Source organism: Salmonella sp. 5800, assembly GCF_046558195.1.
In the GTDB taxonomy this organism is placed as follows: Bacteria; Pseudomonadota; Gammaproteobacteria; order Enterobacterales; family Enterobacteriaceae; genus Salmonella; species Salmonella enterica.
In genome coordinates this window covers 68,812-88,759 of record NZ_JBGDOX010000008.1, presented here as the reverse complement: position 1 = coordinate 88,759, position 19,948 = coordinate 68,812, and the positions used below count along the sequence as shown (strand labels likewise).

20 protein-coding genes are annotated in these 19,948 nt (G+C 51.1%); 5 read left to right on the top strand and 15 right to left on the bottom strand.

The genetic code is table 11. From position 1 onward, the window contains the following. Positions 1-52: 52 nt before the first annotated feature. Positions 53-589 carry a hypoxanthine phosphoribosyltransferase gene (hpt, locus tag ACLJZ5_RS15735; RefSeq protein WP_000683342.1) on the top strand — a complete coding sequence of 179 codons (537 nt, stop codon included), beginning with the start codon at positions 53-55 and terminating at the stop codon, positions 587-589. Between the two features lie 57 nt (positions 590-646). On the opposite strand, the gene can is transcribed toward hpt, so the two are convergent. After that, positions 647-1,309, bottom strand: a complete 663-nt coding sequence (gene can / locus ACLJZ5_RS15730; RefSeq protein WP_000651590.1) for a carbonate dehydratase — start codon at positions 1,307-1,309, stop codon at positions 647-649. 108 nt (positions 1,310-1,417) lie between these two features. Here can and ACLJZ5_RS15725 point away from each other — a divergent pair, with 108 nt between their 5' ends. Together ACLJZ5_RS15725 and ACLJZ5_RS15720 are read left to right on the top strand one after the other, a co-directional pair. Beyond that, positions 1,418-2,344 carry an ABC transporter ATP-binding protein gene (locus ACLJZ5_RS15725; protein ID WP_001523220.1) on the top strand — a complete coding sequence of 309 codons (927 nt, stop codon included), beginning with the start codon at positions 1,418-1,420 and terminating at the stop codon, positions 2,342-2,344. Next, on the top strand, positions 2,341-3,111 hold the full coding sequence (locus tag ACLJZ5_RS15720) for an ABC transporter permease (RefSeq protein WP_000983418.1): 771 nt from the start codon (positions 2,341-2,343) through the stop codon (positions 3,109-3,111). Before ACLJZ5_RS15725 ends, ACLJZ5_RS15720 begins: the two co-directional genes overlap by 4 nt. Positions 3,112-3,220: 109 nt before the next feature. On the opposite strand, the gene ACLJZ5_RS15715 is transcribed toward ACLJZ5_RS15720, so the two are convergent. Genes ACLJZ5_RS15715 through ACLJZ5_RS15700 form a run of 4 tightly spaced genes read right to left on the bottom strand, consistent with a single transcriptional unit; the run spans position 3,221 to position 8,149 of the window. Next, on the bottom strand, positions 3,221-4,297 hold the full coding sequence (locus ACLJZ5_RS15715) for a fimbrial protein (protein WP_024798364.1): 1,077 nt from the start codon (positions 4,295-4,297) through the stop codon (positions 3,221-3,223). 8 nt (positions 4,298-4,305) lie between these two features. Further along, the gene (locus ACLJZ5_RS15710) at positions 4,306-6,852 is read right to left on the bottom strand and encodes a fimbrial outer membrane usher protein (protein WP_024798363.1); all 2,547 of its coding nucleotides are present in this window, start codon (positions 6,850-6,852) and stop codon (positions 4,306-4,308) included. Positions 6,853-6,878: 26 nt separating this feature from the next. Next, the gene (stiB, locus tag ACLJZ5_RS15705; RefSeq protein WP_024798362.1) at positions 6,879-7,562 is read right to left on the bottom strand and encodes a fimbrial biogenesis chaperone StiB; all 684 of its coding nucleotides are present in this window, start codon (positions 7,560-7,562) and stop codon (positions 6,879-6,881) included. Between the two features lie 47 nt (positions 7,563-7,609). Then, the gene (locus tag ACLJZ5_RS15700; protein ID WP_024798361.1) at positions 7,610-8,149 is read right to left on the bottom strand and encodes a fimbrial protein; all 540 of its coding nucleotides are present in this window, start codon (positions 8,147-8,149) and stop codon (positions 7,610-7,612) included. 369 nt (positions 8,150-8,518) lie between these two features. Between ACLJZ5_RS15700 and ACLJZ5_RS15695 the strand changes: the two genes are divergently transcribed. Further along, positions 8,519-8,959, top strand: coding sequence for a PTS sugar transporter subunit IIA (locus tag ACLJZ5_RS15695; protein WP_000901958.1), 441 nt, complete (start codon positions 8,519-8,521; stop codon positions 8,957-8,959). Between the two features lie 61 nt (positions 8,960-9,020). Continuing rightward, positions 9,021-10,250 carry a polysaccharide deacetylase family protein gene (locus ACLJZ5_RS15690; RefSeq protein ID WP_024798565.1) on the top strand — a complete coding sequence of 410 codons (1,230 nt, stop codon included), beginning with the start codon at positions 9,021-9,023 and terminating at the stop codon, positions 10,248-10,250. Between the two features lie 6 nt (positions 10,251-10,256). On the opposite strand, the gene panD is transcribed toward ACLJZ5_RS15690, so the two are convergent. From panD to ACLJZ5_RS15640, 10 genes are all read right to left on the bottom strand, one after another. Further along, positions 10,257-10,637 (bottom strand): aspartate 1-decarboxylase, encoded by a 381-nt coding sequence (panD, locus tag ACLJZ5_RS15685; RefSeq protein ID WP_000621526.1) that lies wholly within the window; start codon positions 10,635-10,637, stop codon positions 10,257-10,259. 94 nt (positions 10,638-10,731) lie between these two features. Then, positions 10,732-11,586: a pantoate--beta-alanine ligase gene (gene panC / locus ACLJZ5_RS15680; RefSeq protein WP_116526410.1), complete on the bottom strand. Its 855-nt coding sequence runs from the start codon at positions 11,584-11,586 to the stop codon at positions 10,732-10,734. A gap of 125 nt (positions 11,587-11,711) precedes the next feature. Next, the gene (gene panB, locus ACLJZ5_RS15675) at positions 11,712-12,506 is read right to left on the bottom strand and encodes a 3-methyl-2-oxobutanoate hydroxymethyltransferase (RefSeq protein ID WP_024797610.1); all 795 of its coding nucleotides are present in this window, start codon (positions 12,504-12,506) and stop codon (positions 11,712-11,714) included. Between the two features lie 121 nt (positions 12,507-12,627). Then, positions 12,628-13,896, bottom strand: coding sequence for a fimbrial-like adhesin (locus ACLJZ5_RS15670; protein WP_071991580.1), 1,269 nt, complete (start codon positions 13,894-13,896; stop codon positions 12,628-12,630). Positions 13,897-13,917: 21 nt separating this feature from the next. Further along, positions 13,918-14,502 (bottom strand): fimbrial-like protein, encoded by a 585-nt coding sequence (locus tag ACLJZ5_RS15665; protein WP_024797608.1) that lies wholly within the window; start codon positions 14,500-14,502, stop codon positions 13,918-13,920. An 11-nt stretch (positions 14,503-14,513) separates the two neighbouring features. After that, a complete protein-coding gene (locus ACLJZ5_RS15660; protein WP_024147412.1) occupies positions 14,514-15,122 on the bottom strand; it encodes a fimbrial protein in 609 nt (202 codons plus the stop codon). 10 nt (positions 15,123-15,132) lie between these two features. Then, on the bottom strand, positions 15,133-15,699 hold the full coding sequence (locus ACLJZ5_RS15655) for a fimbrial protein (RefSeq protein WP_024797607.1): 567 nt from the start codon (positions 15,697-15,699) through the stop codon (positions 15,133-15,135). Between the two features lie 13 nt (positions 15,700-15,712). Further along, a complete protein-coding gene (locus ACLJZ5_RS15650) occupies positions 15,713-18,292 on the bottom strand; it encodes an outer membrane usher protein (protein WP_024797606.1) in 2,580 nt (859 codons plus the stop codon). Between the two features lie 53 nt (positions 18,293-18,345). Continuing rightward, positions 18,346-19,083, bottom strand: a complete 738-nt coding sequence (locus ACLJZ5_RS15645) for a fimbrial chaperone (RefSeq protein ID WP_024797605.1) — start codon at positions 19,081-19,083, stop codon at positions 18,346-18,348. A gap of 115 nt (positions 19,084-19,198) precedes the next feature. Continuing rightward, positions 19,199-19,792, bottom strand: coding sequence for a fimbrial protein (locus ACLJZ5_RS15640; RefSeq protein ID WP_024797604.1), 594 nt, complete (start codon positions 19,790-19,792; stop codon positions 19,199-19,201). Between the last annotated feature and the right edge of the window lie 156 nt (positions 19,793-19,948).

Genomic DNA, 19,948 nt, shown 5'->3' with positions numbered 1-19,948 from the left:
TTATTAGTCACCGGCATTGAGTGATTTGTTTTTAAATCATATGGTTATAAATATGAAACATACTGTTGAAGTCATGATCCCCGAAGCGGAGATCAAAGCACGTATTGCCGAGCTGGGTCGTCAGATTACCGAACGTTATAAAGACAGCGGCAGTGAAATGGTGCTGGTAGGTCTGTTGCGTGGCTCATTTATGTTTATGGCGGACCTGTGCCGTGAAGTTCAGGTTCCTCATGAAGTCGATTTTATGACCGCCTCCAGCTATGGTAGCGGCATGTCCACCACCCGCGACGTGAAAATCCTCAAAGATCTGGATGAGGATATTCGCGGTAAAGACGTGCTGATTGTTGAAGACATTATTGATTCCGGTAATACGCTGTCGAAGGTCCGTGAAATCCTGGGCCTGCGCGAGCCGAAATCGCTGGCGATTTGTACGCTGCTGGATAAACCGTCTCGCCGCGAAGTGGACGTGCCGGTTGAGTTCGTTGGCTTTTCGATTCCGGACGAATTTGTAGTCGGTTACGGTATCGACTACGCCCAGCGTTATCGCCATCTACCGTATGTTGGTAAAGTGGTGCTGCTGGACGAGTAAGAGCAGAAATGCCGGATGGCGTCGCTAAAGCGACTTATCCGGCCTATAGCTAATGGCTTATTGGTGGGGAATGTATTTCAGACTTAGGGCGGAGATACCCTTATGATAGCCGTTCTCCAGCGTTTTTTTGTTGGTGGCGGTGACGTCAAGATCGCGCAGCAGGCCATCATTGATACTGTACGCCCAGCCGTGAATGGTCACATTCTGCCCGCGTTTCCACGCTGACTGCATAATGGTGGAATGCCCCAGGTTATAGACCTGCTCCATGACGTTCAATTCATAGAGCGCGTCCAGACGTTGCTCTTCGGGCATTTTTCCCAACAGCGAGCTATGTTTAAGCCAGATGTCGCGGATATGCAGCAGCCAGTTATTAATCAAGCCCAGCTCAGGGTTTTCTACCGCAGCCTTGATACCGCCGCAACCGGAGTGGCCGCAAATGATAATATGCTCAACTTCCAGAACATCTACCGCATACTGAACCACGGAGAGACAGTTCAGATCGGTGTGAATAACCAGGTTAGCCACATTACGGTGAACAAACAATTCGCCCGGTTCAAGCCCGGTTAAACGCTCTGCGGGAACGCGGCTGTCGGAACATCCAATCCATAGAAAGCGCGGTTTTTGCGCTTGCGCCAGTTTCTCAAAAAATCCGGGGTCCTCTTCCACCAGCATTTTTGACCATAGTGCATTGTTGCTGATGAGTGTATCTATGTCTTTCATGGAAGTTAACGACCTGTAACCAAATAAGTGCGTTGGGCTAATATAGGGCAACTCCGTAGTTATTTAAACCATATATAAAGTGTAAGAACGTAAAGTAAGTGAGAATTTATGACCATTGCGCTGGAACTTCAACAACTTAAAAAAACCTATCCCGGCGGCGTTCAGGCGCTGCGCGGCATAGATTTGCAGGTCGAAGCGGGGGATTTTTACGCGCTTCTGGGGCCAAATGGAGCAGGGAAATCGACCACCATCGGTATTATCAGCTCATTGGTTAATAAAACGTCCGGGCGCGTTAACGTTTTTGGTTACGACCTGGAAAAAGACGTGGTTAACGCCAAGCGACAGCTTGGACTGGTGCCACAGGAGTTTAACTTTAACCCGTTTGAAACGGTGCAACAGATCGTAGTGAATCAGGCCGGTTATTACGGCGTGGAACATAAAGAGGCGGTTTTACGTAGCGAAAAGTATTTAAAACAGCTCGATCTGTGGGAAAAACGTAGTGAACGCGCGCGGATGCTGTCCGGTGGGATGAAACGCCGCCTGATGATCGCCCGCGCATTGATGCATGAACCTAAACTATTGATTCTCGACGAGCCGACGGCGGGCGTCGATATCGAATTGCGTCGCTCGATGTGGGGATTCCTGAAAGACTTAAACGCCAAAGGCACCACGATTATTCTCACCACCCACTATCTGGAAGAGGCGGAAATGCTGTGCCGCAATATCGGTATTATTCAGCACGGCGAGCTGGTGGAAAATACCTCCATGAAAAATCTGCTTTCAAAGCTGAAATCGGAGACGTTTATTCTGGATTTAGCGCCAAAAAGCCCGCTGCCTAAGCTTGCGGGTTATCAATATCGTCTGGTGGATACCTCGACTCTGGAGGTGGAAGTGTTACGCGAGCAGGGAGTTAACAGCGTTTTTAGCCAACTGAGCGAGCAGGGGGTTCAGGTATTAAGTATGCGTAATAAAGCCAACCGTCTGGAAGAACTGTTTGTGTCTCTGGTGCATGAAAAACAAGGAGATCGCGCATGATGCAGCTTTACTGGGTTGCCCTTAAAAGCATCTGGGCGAAAGAGATCCACCGCTTTATGCGGATCTGGGTGCAAACTCTGGTGCCGCCTGTCATCACGATGACGCTCTATTTTATTATTTTCGGTAACCTGATCGGTTCGCGTATTGGCGAAATGCATGGTTTTAGCTATATGCAATTTATTGTGCCGGGCCTGATTATGATGGCGGTTATTACTAACTCCTACGCGAATGTCGCGTCGTCATTTTTTAGCGCCAAGTTTCAGCGCAATATTGAGGAGCTGCTGGTCGCGCCGGTACCAACGCACGTGATCATCGCCGGATTTGTCGGCGGCGGCGTAGCGCGCGGGCTGTGCGTGGGGATTCTGGTGACGGCGATTTCGCTCTTTTTCGTGCCTTTCCAGGTGCACTCCTGGGTCTTTGTGGCTCTGACATTGATCCTGACGGCGATTCTGTTCTCGCTGGCCGGTTTGCTGAACGCGGTTTTTGCCAAAACTTTTGACGATATCAGCCTGATCCCGACCTTTGTGCTGACGCCGCTAACCTACCTCGGCGGGGTATTTTACTCGCTGACGCTGCTGCCGCCGTTCTGGCAAGGGTTGTCGCACCTGAACCCGATCGTCTACATGATCAGCGGCTTCCGCTACGGCTTCCTGGGTATCCATGATGTGCCGCTGGTGACCACATTTGGTGTACTGGTGATCTTTATCGCCGCTTTCTACCTGCTGTGCTGGTCGCTGATCCAGCGCGGACGCGGTTTGCGCAGTTAAGCGTTGACAGGGGCGTTGGGTTGCACTTCGCTTCACCCTATCTACGGGGCCGTAATATCAATGGGTTACGGGTCTGTAGAGGGAGGCTTGCTGAAACCCAACGCTTCTCTCAGCGAATCTGAATCTCCAGCGTGGCGGTAGCCTGGTATTCTCCGGTGTGGGGAACATGTCCGGTGGTATTGACTGGCGCGGCGGTGAACTCGGTGCTGCCTCTACCGTCGGCGTAATCTTCAATCGGCAATTCGGCGCTGCCGCCGGGAACGATGGTCTTATCGTATTTATCGGAAATCCGTATCCCTAAATTCTCATTGTCGGTTTTCAGGTATTCCGGGTTGTGCGGATCGGTTTCTCCATTCAATGACATTGACAGGTTGGTGCCGTCCGCCACGTTGCTACAGGTAAAGTTTACCTGAGTGGTGACGTGCGAGTTCTGCGGACTGTCGCCGAGGTGACGAATATCTTTGCCCTCAATATCCGGCAGCCTGACCTCGATAACCTGCCCGGCGTTGATGGAACAGGACTGCGGCACGGTAATGGTCCCGGACATGGTGACGTGCGCGATAGGGGGAACGGAGGGGGGAATATTATCTCCACTGCTGCCCGGCGTTTTTGATAAATAGAGATTCATGATCGTTGTTTGCGGGATCGAGATTTCTCCGACCAAAGGATGAGTAATATAAATTCTTACCGTGCCTTTATTGCCCTCCGTCATTGATTTCATTTCTACATCGCCACAGCCGCCTGCGGAACTATCTTCATTGCTGATTGAGGAAAACGGGACAGGAATATTCTGGTTCAACTTCCCGGCTATATACGCTTCGGTGCCAATTTCCAGTTTGCCTGCCACGAGGACATAGTAATCCATATGTCCATAGTATCGCGTTTCGCTGTACGTGCCTTTCTGCGTCAGATCGCCGGTGGTCGCGGTGAAATAGTTGTACCCGCGATAATCACTGTTATCGCAGTCGCATGTAGCCGAATATTCTCCTCCAGCTGACCAGTGCTCTTCAACGGCGACTCCCGTCTGGTTCCCATCCGTATCGGTAATGGTTTGATTAAAACTAAAAGGAAAATTATGCGTGCCGCTGGTGGGTTGACACCAGCCGCTTCCATTACCCATCGTTCCTTCTGCCAGCGCATGGCCTGAAAATAGCGACAGCGCCAGCAGCATCCATAAATTCTTCATTGTGTTCCTCACTGGCAGACGGCGTTCGCCATCACGATGCCGTTCATATTTTTGCTGATATCCAGGCGGTAATCCGCGCGACAAAAGGCGCTTCCCCAGTTCACCAGCAGCAGGCCCTCTTCCGGCAGGCCGCTGAGGAAGACCTGGCCTTTATCGCCGACGATACTGGCCAGGTTCGCATCCTGCCCATCGACGCTTGCCGTCGCGCCAAAGGGCACGGGCTCGCCATTGCTGCGCGTCAGCGTTAACAACACGCGATAACCCTTATGCGTGTCATACGCCGCGCGCACCACCGCATTACGCGTCGGGTAGACGGTCTGGTTGTTGAGCGGAATATCCACGTTGTCGGCAAACGTGCTGCTGTCGAGCGAGATATCGTAGCGATAATACGGCGTGACGTTGGGGATCACCGTATAACCCCGGAAGTCGGTGGCGACGCCGGTCTGGTTTTCAACCGAAACGCCGCTGGCGCCGGGCGCTTTAATTAAAATCGCCGCGCCGGTAATCGGCTGGCTCAGGGTAATACCGTTTTCGTGCGCCAGAATGCCGCCGCTGATGCCGTAGCTGACCTGTTGGCTATCTGGCGACTGATTGTAACCGGCGTTGAGGTTGGCATAAGTGCCTTTGTAGCTGGCGTTTACCCCGCCAGAATCACCGTCTTGTGTGCTGTGGCTCTGCTGTAACGACCAGTTCAGGTTTCTGTCACGCAGCGCGGTGCCGCTAAGGGTGGTACTGTTCACCGTGGCATCATGCTTACGCGTGTTCAGCATATAGCTGGCGTATAGCCTGGAATCGAACACCGTAAACGGAACATGCAGCGACAGCGTGAACAGCCGATCGTTCTGGTTATAACGATCGTCGTCGTTATCATCATCGTCATTGTCCGATCGGTACTGATAGGTGTTTTTGTTATAGCTGTAGCTCAGCGTATAGCTCACCGGACCCCAGCTATTGTTGTAGCTGGCGCTCAGGGATTCCATCTGCTGCGCGCTGTGCCAGTAATCTTCTTTGACCCAACTTAGCGTTAAGGAACCGAGCGTATTGCTAATTTGCTGGTTGACCGAGGCTTCGAAACGATTATGGCGCTTGCCGTAGTTATCATAAAAATCGTCGTCCGGGTTGATCACCTCGCTCAGCGAATTGTAGTTTTCGCTGGCGTAACGATAGCCAGCCAGCGAAAACGTGGTACCCGTACTGACTACGCCCTTGCTGTAGCGGACGCGCCAGGATTGCCCGATTTCTTTGCGGCCATCGTCAAATTTGGCGTGCGACCAGATGCCGTCCAGGGAAATGGCCCCCAGCATCTGCATATTTTGCCCGACGCCGAAGGCGACGGACTGGTATTTATCGCCGGCAATCTGGCTGCCGCCGTATAGGGTGATGCCCCACGGCAGGCCGTACAGCAGGGTCGCCTGGCCGAAGTCGTCCAGCGTGTGGTTGTTATAATCGCGGTATTTACCCACGGTCACGCTGTATTTTGCCCGTCCGGTGCGCTGCAGAATCGGCAGCGAAGAGTAGGGCACGATAAAATGCTGTTCGCTGCCGTCGGCTTCTTTTACCGTTACGTCATAGTCGCCGTTGCTGCCGGTGGGAAACATATCGTTGATTTCAAATTCGCCCGGCGAAACGGCGGTCTGATAGGCGATATAGCCGTTTTGCCGCACGATAACCTGCGCGTTTGAGCGGGCGATGCCGCGAATCGTCGGGGCGTAACCACGCTGGCTGTTGGGCTGCATTTGATCGTCAGAGGTGAGCTGGAGGCCGCGAAAAGGTACGCTGTCGAACACGTCGGATGGCGTATTGCTGTCTCCGGCGGTGAACTGGCTTTTCAGCGCGATAATGTCGCGCTGTAAATAATTATAAACGCTGTTCCAGCTACCGCTGTCGCCGTTATTTGAACTCCAGTTACTGTAGTTGCGAAAACGCCACGGCCCGAGGTTAAAACCCGGCTGGAGAGCGAGATACTTCGATTCCGCATCGTCGGAATCCTCGCTGGAACCGTACTCTTTATAGCCGCTGAAGCTGTAGTTCAGCATCAGCGCGGTAATCCCCTCCTGCCACTTTTCCGGCGGCACGTAGCCGCGCGCGTTGTTGGCGATGTAGAGTTGCGGGATGCTTACTGATAATGCCTGTTGCTGAAAATCAAACCGCTGGCTGGCACCGGGGATAACGCTGAGATCGACGCAGCCTTTTTCACTCTCCAGCGTTGGAAAAAGGTCGGTTTTGACGCTGTTATCTTTTAGTTCCTGAAGCCGTAAACAGCCCTGTAATACCTGTTGACCGTCACTGAGCGTCGTGAGTTGAAAATCAACGTTTCGCGCGCCGATTTCTGTTTTGTTGATATTGATAGTGACGTAATAGGTGCCAGGAAGCTGGCTTTTGTCGTTATCAAATGTCGATAGATCGACGCTTGTGCGACTCGCCTGCCCATGGTTTTCAATAAATGCCGGATTGAAATAGTCGCGCGCCCATGCAACGTGTGTGAACGTGCTGCCCAGCGCGATACACACAGCGCAGCGCGATAAATAAAATACCCGGTGTTGCCTTTTGCGCATCGGCACTCTCATCCCTGTCACTCTTCTCAAGGCGTTTGTTTATGTTCGGGGCCAGTACCGCCAAAATCGTTGATGATAGACCAGACAATCGGGCCGCTGGCGGCGGCAGGCAGCGTGTACTGCGCGTTGCCGAAAGGCGCCACATAGCGCGGGGCTTTCACTTTTTGACTGCCAACGGAAAGGGTGGCGAAGTTCATATAATAGGGCGTGGGGTTCTTCACGGTGAGCGTGCGACCCTGACGCGACCACGTTAACCGATCGGCAACCTCTTCTGGTTTTTGGGTTAACGCTTTTGGCCGGTAAATCAGCTTAAATTCCGCTTTAACGGCCAGCATGAGCGTGTTGTGTTTATTGTCCGGATTGCTGCTGGGAATCGATTTAATATCCAGCCAGTACAGCGACTCGCGATCTTCCGGCAAATTGCCGCCGGTACGGATAATTCGTAGTACGTTCTTTTGCCCGCCATTAAGGCGAAAAAGCGGCGGGGTGACCATAAACGGCGCATCGCCGCTCGCCCCGGTTTCGCTGATCGATTGCGCCCAGGACTGAATTAAATAGGGAACGTTGTCGCTATTGCTTATCGATATGGACGCATCTTTGGCATCGCCGCGAAAAATAACCCGCGTTGTGCCGATGTTTATCCCTGCGGCATGCGCCAGCGAACCGCACAACAGGCAACAAAGCAATCCTGCTTTAGCCAATGAATTCATTGATGACCTCAATAAACAAAGGGGCCAGCCGACGCTGGCCGCCAGGATCAGTTATATTGCAGATAGAATGTTGCGGTCGCATCGACATTTCCCGATTCAACGGGAACCGCGGTGGCGATATAGCGGGCGGTGAAAGGCATTGAGAGTGTCGTCACCCCCTCTTCTGTAGGGAGCGCGACTGAGGCAGACCATGCCTGAAGATCGTTAAAGGTCATAGGGGTGCTAGTTTTATCAAGAATTTGCACGCCAATATTCGTCGCATCAGCGTCATTTTTCAGGATGGTCGCATCGGTTCCGTCGAGCGTGCCTTCAAAGCGCGCCTGTACATTGCTGTAGATGTTTGCGTCGCAGTTTTCGAGATCGATGGTGAAGTCTTTATCCCCTGCCGTCTGCCCTGCAGCAGTAAAAAGAGAGGCAAATTCGTCCTGTAATGTCACGTCTACTGAATCCGTTGTTACCGTACAGGCGTTTAGCTTAATGGCGCCGTAGATATGTACGGTGCCGTCTTTAGCGGTGTCTGCCAGCGCGGCGGGAGAGAGGGTGATGGCAGCCAGTACCACAGTGAGTGTTTGTAAGGTAAGTTTCATTATCTTTGATCCTTTAAAATATTATAAATATTGACATAGTAGCAATATTTATTATGTGGGTATTTATTGTTATTTTTATTTCCGAATGAGTAAATATGATGTCCAATGATTTTTGCGGCGCGAAGAAAAATTCAGAATACATAAATATGAAATATTTATAATGTATATTTAATTAATTGCTTTGGTGGGTGTTTGTTTATTGAATCGCCGTGATTATACTTTAATGGGCCAGCCTTCTATGAAGGCTGCGAACAATTTTAAAAATAATGCAAATTTTTTTGAATAAAAAATGATCATGGTCATAGTGTGTTGTCGGCCAAAAAACCATGCTGACATCATTCAGGATTAGAGCTCAATGGAGGAGAAGTTATGCTGGGATGGGTCATTTCCTGTCATGACGATCGGGCGCAGGAAATGCTCGAAGGTCTTGAAAAGAAGTATGGGCCGTTGGCGCAGTGTCGGGCGGTCAATTTCTGGCGTGGGTTAAGCGTAAATATGCTCAGCCGCATGATGTGTGACGCCCTCCATGCCACCGACTCCGGTGAAGGCGTGATATTTTTAACCGACATTTCCGGCGCGGCGCCTTATCGTGTAGCGTCGCTGATGAGCCATAAACATTCTCAATGTGAAGTTATTTCCGGTGTCAGCTATTCATTGATGGAAGAAATGATTCCCTGGCGAGAGTCAATGAGCAGTTCAGCATTTCGCGACCAGATTGTCGCGCTTGGCGCGCCGGATGTCACCAGTCTCTGGCATCAGCAGCAGAAAAATCCGCCTTTTGTATTGCTGCATGATTCGTATGAGTTTTGATCAATACCATTGACGACGCTTTTGCTACAATAACGGCGTTTTTTCGTCTTGGTTATGATATATGGTTATGCGCGTTGTTCTTATCTTGCTGTTCTTTTTCGCCGGTAATGTGTTGGCTGCCTTGCCCGCTCGTTATATGCAAACGACGAAAGATGCCGCCATCTGGTCGCAGATTGGCGACAAAATGGTGACCGTAGGGAATATCCGCGCCGGACAAATTCTTTCCGTAACGCCTGTTGCGGCTGATTATTATGCCTTTAAATTCGGCTTCGGTGTGGGCTTTATCGATAAAGGCCATCTGGAATCCGTGCAGGGAAAACAAAAAGTGGAAGATGGCCTGGGCGATCTTAACAAGCCGCTCAGCAATCAGAATCTGGTGACCTGGAAGGACACGCCGGTGTATAACGCGCCGGACATCAGTAGCGCCCCGTTTGGCGTATTGGTGGATAATTTGCGTTACCCCATTATTAGCAAGCTGCAAGGCCGGCTACACCAAACCTGGTATCAGATCCGTATTGGCGACAGGCTGGCTTATGTCAGCGCCATGGATGCGCAGGAAGACAACGGCATTCCGATTTTGACCTATCATCACATCTTACGTGATGAAGAGAATACCCGTTTTCGCCATACGTCCACCACGACTTCGGTTCGGGCATTCAGCAACCAAATGACCTGGCTTCGCGATCGCGGCTATGCCACGTTGACGATGTACCAACTGGAGGATTACATCCATAACCGCGCGAATTTCCCGGCGCGCGCGGTGGTTATCACCTTTGACGATGGCCTTAAATCGGTGAGTCGCTATGCGTATCCGGTATTAAAGCAGTACGGTATGAAAGCGACGGCATTTATTATCTCATCGCGTATTAAGCGCCATCCGCAAACATGGAGTCCCAGATCGCTGCAATTTATGAGCGTGTCCGAATTGCGCAAGATAAGCGACGTTTTTGATTTTCAGTCGCATACCCACTTTTTACATCGGGTGGACGGGCATCGTCGCCCGATTTTATATAGCCGCAGCTACCATAATATTCTGTTTGATTTTGAACGCTCGCGGCGGGCACTCGCACAGTTTACTCCGCACGTATTTTATCTTTCTTATCCCTTTGGCGGTTATAACGCCACGGCGGTAAAAGCGGCGGGCGACGCCGGTTTCCATCTGGCGGTAACCACGGTGAGAGGGAAGGTGAAGCCGGGAGATAATCCGATGCTGCTCAAAAGGCTGTATATTCTGCGCACGGATTCGCTGGAAACCATGTCGCGGCTGATCAGCAACCAGCCGCAGGGGTAAGGACTATCAGGCAACCTGGACCGGAATGGCTTTCGCGGTACGCTTCATTTCGTTGTCGCCTTCAAAATAGGCCACTTTCGGCCGCCATGTACGCGCTTCTTCATCAGACATGGTGACGAAGCTGGCGATAATCACAATGTCGCCAACCTCAGCGCAGTGCGCCGCCGCGCCGTTCACCGAGATGATTCTGGAGCCGCGTTCAGCCGCAATCGCATAGGTTGAGAAACGTTTCCCATTGGTCACGTTCCAGATATCAATCGCTTCGTTTTCCAGAATACCGGAGGCATCGAGGAAATCCTGGTCAATGGCACAGGAACCTTCGTAGTGCAGGTCCGCCTGCGTGACTTTTACGCGGTGGAGCTTGCCTTGCAGCATGGTGCGAATCATAACATCTATACCCTGTCGTTTATCTTGACTAAGCAGGCGCTTGTGGCCTGCTTTGGAAATTCTCAGGCAGTATTGCCCGATTTTTAACCCCTGTCTACTGGGCTAATGTAACGCTTTGATTATCGATCAGACGCGCCTGACCCAGCCAGGTGGCGGCCAGAATCACTGCGCGTTTGCTGGTTTCCGTCAGCTCCTGCAGCGTGTCGGCATCACGGATTTGAATGTCGTCGGCACGGAAGCCTTTTTCATTCAATTCCTGTTCGGCAATGGCAATAATCTCTTGCAGCTCACGATTACCCGCAATCAGTTTTTCAGCGATGCTATTCATCACGTTGTGTAGACCTGGCGCAATTTTGCGCTGCTCTGCGGTCAGATAACTGTTACGTGAGCTGAGCGCCAGACCGTCTTTGGCGCGAATAATCGGCACGCCGACGATCTCAATGTCATAACTCATATCCGCCACCATTTTGCGGATCAGCGCCAGTTGCTGGAAATCCTTCTCGCCAAAGCAGGCGATATCCGGCTGGATCAGGTTGAACAGCTTGCTGACGATGGTCGAGACGCCGCGGAAATGACCTGGACGGCTGGCGCCTTCCAGCATGGTGGAGAGGCCGGGAACATCAACGTACGTATGGCCTTCCAGCCCCTGCGGGTAAATTTCCTCAACGGCTGGCGCAAAGACATAATCGACTTTGCGTTTGTTCAGCTTTTCACAGTCTTCCTGCAGCGTGCGCGGATAACGCACCAGATCGTCCGGCCGGTCAAACTGCATCGGATTGACGAAAATGCTGACGATCACCACATCAGCCCGGGCTTTTGCCTCATCGACCAGCTTCATATGGCCGTCGTGCAGGTTGCCCATGGTGGGAACCAGTGCGACGCGTTTACCTTCCTGACGCAGACGACGAATATGCTGGCGCAGCAGCGGCAGGGTTTCAATGATTAGCACAACAAGACTCCTTGAGTTGCTTGATGATCCTGCCCGATGGCGCTGCGCTTATCAGGCCTACATCCATTGAGGATCTGTAGGCTGGATAAGACGCGTCGCGTCGCCATCCGGCACGGTTAGAAAAATTAGTGAAAGCTGTGTTCTTCGCCCGGATAAACGCCGGACTCCACTTCAGCCATATACTGCCGTACGGCGGCGCGCATGTCGCCAGCTTCGGCAAGGAAATTTTTCGCAAATTTCGGGATGTGGCCGCCGGTGATGCCAAACGCATCGTGCATCACCAGGATCTGACCGTCGGTGACGTTGCCCGCGCCGATGCCGATCACCGGAATCGACAGTGCTTCGGTCACGCGCTTCGCCAGTTCAACCGGCACGCACTCCAGCACCAGCAGTTGAGCGCCAGCCGCTTCTAAAGCCAGCGCGTCATCCAGCAGCACTTGCCCTGCATCGCCGCGGCCCTGAATTTTATAGCCGCCGAAGATATTCACCGACTGTGGCGTTAGCCCCAGATGACCACAAACCGGTACGGCGCGTTCGGTGAGCATTTTCACCGTATCAACCAGCCAGGCGCCGCCTTCAATTTTGACCATATTGGCCCCCGCACGCATCACGATAGCCGCGTTTTCACATGCCTGTTCCGGGGTGGCGTAAGCCATAAACGGCAGGTCGGAGAGCAATAGACAGCTGGGCGCGCCACGTCGCACGGCACGAGTGTGGTAAGCGATATCTTCCACGGTGACCGGCAGGGTGGAGTCATGCCCCTGAATCGTCATGCCCAGCGAGTCGCCAACCAGCATCACATTGATACCTTCGTCGGCAAATAACTTAGCGAAGCTGTAGTCGTAGGCGGTAATTGTCGCGAAGCGCTTCTTTTCCTGTTTGCATTTTTGCAGCAGTGAGATAGTGGTGGGTTTGCTCATAACCTCTCCGGCCATAATATTGATGAATAGAATGGCCGCATTGTAGGGGAATGACAGAAGAAAGTGTTAGCGCTTTGTGGGAAAGGAAAAAACCGGCAGAGGAGGTCTGCCGGAATAAACATCAGGGATAAGTAATGGTGAATTTACCCGTAGCTTTGAATTTTCCTGGGGTTATCGTTTTGTTACCATCCTGTTTCAGGGTCGCCTGGAAATTCATTACCTGTTCAGTATTCCCAATTTCGCTATTTTCGTAATCCGGGGAGTTAGTGAAAGAATAAATAGAACTGCTGATGTTTGGCTTAAGTAAGGCCCAGTCAGCAGAGCTGTTTGGATTTTTCTCTCCTTCGATCATAACACCAATGCCACCAGCCGCCTCACTGCCGGTAAGTGTATTACCGAGCAAGGTGTTATCCTGCCCTCCTACCGTTGCAGAACTTAACGTAACATTCAATTCCTTAACGTAAGCGCAATTACTGAGTTTTATGGAAAATTTGCGGTTAATGGTATTCGCCGAAATGTCTTTGGCATTATATTCCCCAAATGGGACCGTTGAATTTGTTACCCCATCGCCTGTGACCGCATTGGCCTGACAAGTAGGATAGTTAATCGTCAACTGATTTGGTGCTATATCGTAATATACATTATATGAGCCTGAGAAGGCTGGTGATGAAGCAAATTGAAAATCATACGATTGTTCTTTTCGTAGCGAAACGGATAACGAGGTTGCCCCGGCAGGATTAAAAGAGTCATCAATATACAAATGATATTTAACCCACAGAACAATACCGCCTAATCCATAATAGGTCCAGTTGGTTGGCCTGTTACAGAGTTCGAAACGACCATCATTTGGTATGATATTTGTTAAATCAAATTTTTTTGAGCCGGACGTTTCTCCGTTGCTCCAGTTTACCCAGAATTGTTCATTCCAGTATTGGCCGCCAAAGTTGATGCTGGTGACTTCGATACCAATGTACATACCAGATGTATTGGTTTCCCATAGTATATTACCGTTGTAGGTTTTACCGGAGTTCTTGTAGCCATGATATAGTGTCAGGACATGGTTACTACCATCTTTGTTACAACTTAGCCCAGTACCGGGGTCGAGTTCTGTCGCATTATACGACACGGAGATTTCACGCAGTCCTGAACCGTTATGAATAGCTATTGGATTAAGCATGTTTTTGGGCGCATAGGATTTTGTAAAATCCTGCATCTTTCCCCATATGTCTCCTCCTTTATTGTTTGTATATTGGCCTACATATAGTGACCAGCCATACGAAGGCGTCACAAAAGAAACGAAAGAAAAAAGTAATAATGATATGATTTTAATGACATTCTTTAGTCTCTGCGTGTTTAATAGCATCAGTCGGTGATCGCATTTTGTTATCATAATAGTTAACTGGTCCTCACGTTATTCATATTCAACATTTACCAGCACGCGGCTGCTGAGTTTGCCGGGGACGACCACGTCGTTACTGAGGACTTTCTGCATCCGGGCATAAAACGTCCATGAGGTATCGCTGTATGTCGTCGCAGCAAAGGTTGCCCGCGAGGAACCATCGGTGTTCAGAACGTTATGTCGGGGGGACCCGGTGGTAAAAATCACTACGCCGACGTTGGCTGCACCGTCTGTGCTGGTCGTTAAATCATTGGCAAACACCTGCTGATTACCGGTAACGAACTGCCCGCTTTGTGGTAGAAAGTTAAACGTGACGTTCGTGATTGCGCCGTCGCTAACCGGGCAGCTTATCAACTTAATCAGAAATTCCTTGCCGCCCCCATAGTCCGTTTCCGCCGTGACGCCATCGGCAAAGTAGCCTGGCCCGACGGTCGCTAAACTGACTGTACCATTACCGTCAATTTCAATCTGGCAGGTATCTTTCTGCACGGTGGCGGTAAAATCCACGTTGGTGTCGGCATACAGAGAGGCGGTAAACAGGGCTGTTGCCAACCCTGTGGTTAACGTCAAGAGAGGGATAATACGAGAGCGCGTCATGCTTCTCACCGTTACGGGTAAGTAATGGTAAAGATAGTTGGGGAGTAAAAATCACCCGCCGTCCGGCTTGCTGCCGACAGACCGCTTTCAGCAACCAGACGTGCGCTAAGCGGATAATCGACAGGCGCCGTTGTGCTGGCTCCCGTCAGATCAATCTCCTGCGGATTTTTAGACCAGCAGTGGAATTTCACCGTGCCTGAGGTTTCCGGAACGGACGTTGGCCATAATTCTACGTTGGTTCCCACCGCTTTATCTGTGGCTGTTGAAGCGTTGGGGAACTGACCGTTAGTGTGATTGGTTCCGGGGCACTGGACGTTGTTAGGCGCTATTACAAGCTTGGCTTTTTTATTGGGTATCCCGGCGCAGTCGCTGAAACGTAATGCAAAGGCTTTTACTTTTGTTGCGGCCGCAACTTCAGAAAGATAGACACTACCAAAAGCAATAGTATTGGTGGCGGTGTCGCCATCCAGCACGGATACGGAACATGTACCGCTCGTAATATTAGCATCAACGGTCAAATCCAGGCTTGATGTTCCCGCCAGAGAGGGTATGGAAATACTCGCGCTGACTGCTGCCAGTACACCAACAATCACACTATGTAATAATTGTTTTTTCATCATAATATCCCTATTACTGATAAGTAAAATTAAACGTCGCTTTGGCACTGAAAGCGCCAATCGTTCCTGCGCCGTCAGTCAGTTCACGCAGCGCTACGGTCATTTCCACCGCGTTGGCCGTCAGTTCGTCTGATGCCCAGTCGAATGAACCTGAGCCTGGCGTTAAATAGGTTTCACCTGTTGTCGCTTTACGCTTAATTCCCATACCAATATTTTCGGCGGCGCTGCTGTCAGTCGATTCATTTTTAATAAAATTACCGCTGGTCGACGTAGAGCTGGCCAAAGAGGTCGTAATCTTAGAGGTTCCCGCACTGCAATCGCTGGCAACGATCTTAAAATTTTTCTGCGACTCTGCCGATTTTTTGACGATCTTATCCAGACCTACGTCGCCAACTGTAAGTTTATAGCCGTTTGTTTCATCGCCAGAGATGGAAGATCCGTCTAATGCGGTAATCGACATGCTGCAGGTCGTTGCCAGCACGGTGGCGGTAAAGTCAACGTTGATATCTTCTGACTGACTGGCCAGCGGGAATAGTGTCGCTAGCGCTAAGGCGACCAAAAGGCATTTATTCCTTTTCATTGTGGGTTCCATTTTAGTTGTGGTTGATAACACGGCAGGTAATGTTGTTTAACAACAACGTCTGGCCGGAGCCGACCGTTTGTTGGTTTGTCGGCAACTGGTAGGGGGCTGAACAATGGGCTGGTTGGTTATTTTCGAACCAGCGCACCGTCAGTTCGCCGCGTTCATTGATGCCGCGAACAAAAGCCTGGCCGCCCTGGCCCATATTGCCGATCTGTGCCTCGCCTTCGTATACTTCTGCCCCAAATGGGAGTGCTTTGCCGTCGCTACGCGTCATGTTGAGAATGGCCGAGCGCCCTTCATCTGTCTCAAAGCTGGCGAACACCACTGCACCGTCGCGCGGAACCAGCATCGTGCTGGTGCTTTTCAGCTCCACGTCGTTTTCCATAGTGTCGATATCCAGACTGACCTGATTTTCCCGGTAGGCGGAAAGGGTGTTGCTGGCACCATAGCCCCAACGGTCAACGGTACTGCCGCCGCCGTTGATGCGAGCGCCTTTCGCGCCGGGAGCTTTAACCAGCACCAGGGCGTCGCTGTTGCTGAAGTTGTCATTAGTAAACGTCAGGCCGCCGCTGTGTAAAATGAAGCCGCCGTTGGTGGTGAGCGAGTACTGACGGTTACTGTCGTTGTTGGCGGAGGCTGACGCCGAAATATCGCCCCATGGCGACTGGTAGCTGGCGTAGCCGCCGACATCGGAGATGCTCTTGCCCTCTTTCTGCGTGGAATAGCCAGCGTTTACGCTATAGTTCAGCATATTGTCTTCGCTATTACCGCTGCTGTTCATGCTCAGGTTATGACCGCCGTCAAAGTCCGTACGCATCTGTGTAGAGAGGGTAGTAAAGCCGGAACGGTGGTTATCCCCGCCGAGCAGGTTGGCCAGCGGAATACTCAGGTTGATATAGAGTGAATCATCTTTCTTGCCGTCTTCATCCCAGGTTCGCTGCAGATTGAGGCTCATGCTTCCCCACGAAAAACCCTTACCGTAGCCCAGCGTATAGTCGCTACGGCTGTTGCCCGTCGCCCAGTAATCGGTCCATGAACCGGACAGGTAAAAGGAGCCGTAATCAATTTCACCATCCTGTAGCGGCTGGCTGATGCTCAGGGTGACCTGGTTTTTCAGGCGAGAGAAGTTACTCATCGTGTTACGCTGCTCTTCATCTCCATATTTAGCATCGTCAATCAGCTGAAGCGCGTCGTTCAGGCCCAGATAGTTCTGGGTTGAATAACGGTAGGCCGCCACGTTAAACGAGGTCTCTGTGGCTTCAATCAGTTTGTTCCACGTTAAGCGGTAGCTCTGTCCCTGATAGGTTTTATCGTCAGGGATCTCCGTGCGGGAGTGGGTGACGTCCAGCGCGATGGCGCCAAACGGCGTGTTAAGGCCCATGCCGAACAACCCTGCCAGGTAGTGATTATCGGTAGCCTGAACGCCAGTATAGGCGGTCAGATAGTTGTTCAAACCGTAATAGTAGGTACCCTGCGCGACGTACGGATTATCGTGAAGATCGTCGTCTTTCACTTCTCCCGCGCTGATATCCCAGCGTCCAACGCCGGGTTTTTGCATCTGCATTACCGAGGAGAAGGGCTGACTGAAGGTACGCTTGCTGCCGTCGGCCTCTTCGATGGTGACGATGAGGTCACTACCGTAGCCGGAAGGACTGAGATCGTTAATTTCGAACGGGCCCGGCGGTACTGTAGATTCGTAAATCTTGTAGCCGCCCTGGGTAATGGTGACTTTGGCGTTGGTATTGGCGACGCCGCGGATCACGGGAGCATAGTTGGCAAGCTGCGAGGGCAGCATACGAGAATCGCTGAACAGGCGCACCCCGCGAATGCTGACCGAGTCGAAGGTCTCGCCGGTGGTGTATGTCTCGCCTATCATCAGCTGCGAGCGTAGTGCAGTGAGATCGCGCTGGACGTAGCGGTTCTGAAAATCGAAATTACTGCCGCCATTATTGTTCCAGTTATAGTTACCGTTGGCGCGAAAACGCCAGGCTCCGAGGTTAATGCCGGTATTGAGGGCTGCGTACATACTGTCGTTATCGGTACCGTGATTGGTATTGTGGTAGCCGTTAACGTTGTAGGAGAGCAACGCCGCCGGGATGCCGCTTTCCCACAGCGACGGTTCCACATAGCCGTCATAACTCTTATTGATCCAGACCTGCGGTACGGTAATATCCAGGCGCTGGTCGCCCATATCAAACATGACGCTGGACTGTTCGATCAGCGTCGCCAGATTTAAGCAATCGCCGCTCTCGTCGTCACCTTTCTTCAGGATCGCTTTTTCGCCGACGATCTCCGGCTGTTTGATGTGCAACTGCGCCAGATTTTTTGTCGTCAGACAGGCTTCGGCGCTCTTTTTGCCGATGTCGATAAACGGAATGGTCTGGCTGGCAACGGCTTTCTCATTCACAAACACTTTTACGGTATACGTTCCCACCGGCGTGGGGTTACCATCAGAATAACGGCTGACGTCAATAGACGTAGCGCCATCGCCCATTAAAAATGAGCTATCGTATTCAACGACGTCCGCAGCCAGACCAGGCTGGCTGTAAAGCAGCGCGCAGCACACCGCGAGCAGCGTCTTTTTTGGCATGGTCGTGGAAACGTTTTGCACCGTCTTTTTCATCCTGCTTTGTGATAACTTCATTACAGCGAAGCTGAGCCAGCGATAATGCCGCCGTAGTCATTAATGGATTGGAACTCTAGTTTGCCTGCGCTGGTGCTTTGCAGCCCTTTCACCGTGAATGTGGCTTTGCTAAAGGGGGCGACCATTGTCGCGTCGACGTCATAGCGTTTTCCGCCGCTGGTATAGGTGGCAGCGTTAAAGGAGACGTAATATGGGGTCGGGTTATCGGCACGAAGGACGGCATGGCCCTGTTCGTTGGCGACCTGCCATTTCAGCTGTTTTGGTGCTTCTGCCGGGGCACCCGGTAAACCTGTCGGGCGATAAAACAGCTTGATGCGGGTGCGGAACGCCAACTGAAGCAGATTCTTATTTTCTGCTTTGCTGGTATCCGCTTTCGGCGGAACTTCCAGCACGTTGAACCAGAAGACGCTTTCGCGATCTTTCGGTAGTGACTCGGTGCCGGAATACATAATTTTTATCGACTGCCCGCGCTTAGGGTCAATACGTGATACCGGCGGCGTGGCAGTAAAGGGGGCTTTAATAGTGCCCGGCTCAGCATTATCGTTGCCGAGATCTATCCAGTTCTGTACCAGTAACGGACTGTTTCCTTTATTTTCCAGACGCACACTAACGTCTTTTTTATTAGCATCATAAACAATACGCGTGCCGGAAATAATAATATCGGCATGGCTGGCAGCGCTAAATAACGCCCCGGTCAGAGCGATAGCAGACAAAGTAAATTTTATAGAGTGAGACATAAGCCGTCCTTGCTGTATTGTATGCCCGGAACAGGGAAGTAGCGCAGAAACTCGCTATTTCCCTGTATAGATAGGCATCGCCTGCAATACTGTCTGTTAAAGACAGGAGTGACTATTACTCGTAAGTAAAGGTATAAATCGCATTGGTGGAGACCAGACCGGTTGTCACGCTGGCACCTGCATCAGACGATTTCACGTAAGACGCTTTAAAGTTGTAGGTTGCGATACCGTTGGTAAAGACTTCTTCCATCGTGTTAGAAGGATCGTTGATTTTCACCAGCGAGAGGGCGCTGGCATTGTCAACATGGTGAACCGCGATATCAACCGCTTTCGCCGCCTCGATACCGCTGCGGGTCAGCGTTTCGTCGTTATCCAGGGTGCCCTTCGTATTGCTAAAAGAGGAGGACATCGTCAGATATGATTTCATCAGGCTTGCGCCTGCATCGGAGCAGTCGATAATGATGGAGAAATCTTCTGCGTTTACGCCTGCGGCGGTGTTTTGAACTTCTGCGGTGACATCGCTAACGTGTGCGGTTTTCAGGGTAACTGTACCGTCGATATCGCTATTACCAACAGCGGAGCTGACGACTTTTTTACAGGTTTCAGCGCTGACCAGGCCTTCAAAATTAATACGACCACCTTCAACTGCCATAGCGGAAGAAGAGCCTAAAGCCATAAACACAGCTGCCGCCAGGAGAACTTTTTTCATGCTTGTATCCTTACAAAATGAGATAAAAAATACCCTCAATAAGATTAAAGAGGGGTGGCATATCTTATGCATAGATTTCATTTTGTAAAATAATGAGAAATTATGTTTTTAATATTAACAATTTTTTTGTGAATGATTTAAAAAAAAGGGGGCGGA

What these genes read in the sequence shown, in the direction of transcription:
- ACLJZ5_RS15715 (WP_024798364.1), bottom strand. Translation starts at nt 4,297, where the DNA reads ATGAAGAATTTATGGATGCTGCTGGCGCTGTCGCTATTTTCAGGCCAT.
- ACLJZ5_RS15720 (WP_000983418.1), top strand. Translation starts at nt 2,341, where the DNA reads ATGATGCAGCTTTACTGGGTTGCCCTTAAAAGCATCTGGGCGAAAGAG.
- panB (WP_024797610.1), bottom strand. Translation starts at nt 12,506, where the DNA reads ATGAGCAAACCCACCACTATCTCACTGCTGCAAAAATGCAAACAGGAA.
- ACLJZ5_RS15700 (WP_024798361.1), bottom strand. Translation starts at nt 8,149, where the DNA reads ATGAAACTTACCTTACAAACACTCACTGTGGTACTGGCTGCCATCACC.
- ACLJZ5_RS15655 (WP_024797607.1), bottom strand. Translation starts at nt 15,699, where the DNA reads ATGAAAAGGAATAAATGCCTTTTGGTCGCCTTAGCGCTAGCGACACTA.
- ACLJZ5_RS15725 (WP_001523220.1), top strand. Translation starts at nt 1,418, where the DNA reads ATGACCATTGCGCTGGAACTTCAACAACTTAAAAAAACCTATCCCGGC.
- ACLJZ5_RS15645 (WP_024797605.1), bottom strand. Translation starts at nt 19,083, where the DNA reads ATGTCTCACTCTATAAAATTTACTTTGTCTGCTATCGCTCTGACCGGG.
- ACLJZ5_RS15660 (WP_024147412.1), bottom strand. Translation starts at nt 15,122, where the DNA reads ATGATGAAAAAACAATTATTACATAGTGTGATTGTTGGTGTACTGGCA.
- hpt (WP_000683342.1), top strand. Translation starts at nt 53, where the DNA reads ATGAAACATACTGTTGAAGTCATGATCCCCGAAGCGGAGATCAAAGCA.
- ACLJZ5_RS15665 (WP_024797608.1), bottom strand. Translation starts at nt 14,502, where the DNA reads ATGACGCGCTCTCGTATTATCCCTCTCTTGACGTTAACCACAGGGTTG.
- stiB (WP_024798362.1), bottom strand. Translation starts at nt 7,562, where the DNA reads ATGAATTCATTGGCTAAAGCAGGATTGCTTTGTTGCCTGTTGTGCGGT.
- ACLJZ5_RS15695 (WP_000901958.1), top strand. Translation starts at nt 8,519, where the DNA reads ATGCTGGGATGGGTCATTTCCTGTCATGACGATCGGGCGCAGGAAATG.
- can (WP_000651590.1), bottom strand. Translation starts at nt 1,309, where the DNA reads ATGAAAGACATAGATACACTCATCAGCAACAATGCACTATGGTCAAAA.
- ACLJZ5_RS15640 (WP_024797604.1), bottom strand. Translation starts at nt 19,792, where the DNA reads ATGAAAAAAGTTCTCCTGGCGGCAGCTGTGTTTATGGCTTTAGGCTCT.
- panD (WP_000621526.1), bottom strand. Translation starts at nt 10,637, where the DNA reads ATGATTCGCACCATGCTGCAAGGCAAGCTCCACCGCGTAAAAGTCACG.
- ACLJZ5_RS15670 (WP_071991580.1), bottom strand. Translation starts at nt 13,896, where the DNA reads ATGATAACAAAATGCGATCACCGACTGATGCTATTAAACACGCAGAGA.
- ACLJZ5_RS15690 (WP_024798565.1), top strand. Translation starts at nt 9,021, where the DNA reads ATGGTTATGCGCGTTGTTCTTATCTTGCTGTTCTTTTTCGCCGGTAAT.
- ACLJZ5_RS15650 (WP_024797606.1), bottom strand. Translation starts at nt 18,292, where the DNA reads ATGCCAAAAAAGACGCTGCTCGCGGTGTGCTGCGCGCTGCTTTACAGC.
- ACLJZ5_RS15710 (WP_024798363.1), bottom strand. Translation starts at nt 6,852, where the DNA reads ATGCGCAAAAGGCAACACCGGGTATTTTATTTATCGCGCTGCGCTGTG.